The 1,811-nt window shown below is 72.8% G+C and carries 1 pseudogene; it reads right to left on the reverse strand.

Annotated features, from left to right (window positions below):
* Window positions 1-470, reverse strand: a pseudogene (locus tag ACWDNU_RS45395) (SbcC/MukB-like Walker B domain-containing protein); the annotation flags it as partial.
* Window positions 471-1,811: the final 1,341 nt, after the last annotated feature.

Genomic DNA, 1,811 nt, shown 5'->3' on the forward strand with positions numbered 1-1,811 from the left:
CGCATCTCGTCGACGTGGCTGACCACGCCGACCACGCGGCCGCCCGCCCGCAGTTCGTCCAGGACGCCCATGACCGCGTCGAGGGTGTCGGCGTCGAGACTGCCGAAGCCCTCGTCGATGAACAGGGTGTCCAGGACCAGGCCGCCTGCTTCGGCCGCGACCACATCCGCCAAGCCGAGCGCCAAAGCCAGTGAGGCCATGAAGGTCTCACCGCCGGAGAGGGTCTTCGCGGAGCGGACCGCGCCGGTGTAGTCGTCGCGGACATCGAGGCCGAGGCCACCGCGCCTGCCACGCGGACCCGCCTTGTCGGAGTGCACGAATTCGTAGCGGCCACCGGACATCCGGCGCAGCCGCAGCGAACCGGCGACCGCGACCTCCTCGAGGCGCGCGGCGAGCACGTACGAGCGCAACGACATCCGGCGATTGTTCTCGCCACGCCCCGCGACCACGTCGGCCAGCGTGGCCAGCTCGTCGAAATCACGCTGCCTCGGCGCGATCCGCTCGACCTCACCCCACAGCTGGGTCCCCAGCTGCTCCAGCTGCGCGACCCGCTCGGCGGCGGCCGACTGGGTCGCCACCGCCGCGGTGAACGCGGTCTGGGCGTCGGCGAAACGCTGTTCCAGCGCGGCCAGATCGGCAGGCACCTGCTCGGCCACCGCCTGGATCTGCGGTTCGGCGAGGACCGCGTCGGCGTGGGCACGGGCCCGGTCGGCAGCGGTGAGCTCGGATTCGATCGCCGACTGCTGGGCCGCGGTGCGGGCGAGCACGGTGACGAGCTGGGCATACGCCGTGAGCAGGGCGATATCGTCGCGCCACGGCGCCGGTTCGGGCTCCGGTTCCGGTTCGTCCTCGACCGACTCGTCGTCGAAAAGGTCGAACAGCGTGGGCATCTCGGGCTCGACCCGCACCGACCGCGCGGCTCGCTTGGAACGCGATCGCACCCCATCCCCAGCGCCAGCGTCCGCGCCATCGCTACCCGAGGCCTGCCCCTCGACACCATCGGTCATCGCCTCCGCACCGGCCCCGCCGTCGATCGGCGAAGATCCCGTGCCGTCACCAGCGACATCATCCGGTGCTCCCGGGCCGCTCACTGGCACCGCATCCCCCACACCATCACCGGACATCGAAGCCTGAGGATCGCTGGGAGCCAACGACTTCGACGCCGCGTCCGCGATGTCGACCGGGGTCGTTGTCGCGGGGACACCATCGGCAGGCGCGCCCGTGGCGGCACCGCTGGTAGTCGCACCGGCGGTGCCATCAATCGACGCCTCGTGCGACGCGGCGGCGATCCGTTCATAGCCCTCGGGGACGAAACCGGCTGACTGGGCGAGGTTTTCGACGCGGGTGGCGATGTGGCGGACGGTGTCGCGGGCGGCGGATTCCTCGGTGCGGGCGGTGCGCAGGGTGGTGGCGGCGGTGATGAGGGATTCGAGGCGGGTGGTGCGGGCGTCGACCGAGTCGTCGGCGCCGGCGGCGGTGCGCAGGCGGAGGGTGAGTTCGTCGAGGCGGGCGCGGGTGGCGGTGATGGTCGCGGTGGCGGTGCCGAGGCGGGCGTCGAGGTCGCGGGACTGCTCGTGCAGGGTGGTTTCCTCGGCGCGCAGGGTGTCGAGGCGGGTGGTGAGGGGGGTGACGCGGGCGGCGCTGTCGGCGGCGTCGTCGAAGCGGTGGGTGGCGGTGCGCACGGCATCGGCCAGGGTGACCGGGTCGGCGTCGCCGCCGCGCGCGGTGCCGCAACGCGCGCAACGCCCCCGGTTCCGCGACGATCCCGTGACAGCTCAGTGCGCGGCGCCGCCGCCGAGACCCCCACCGAG

The sequence above is a fragment of the Amycolatopsis sp. NPDC003676 genome (genome assembly GCF_053587275.1).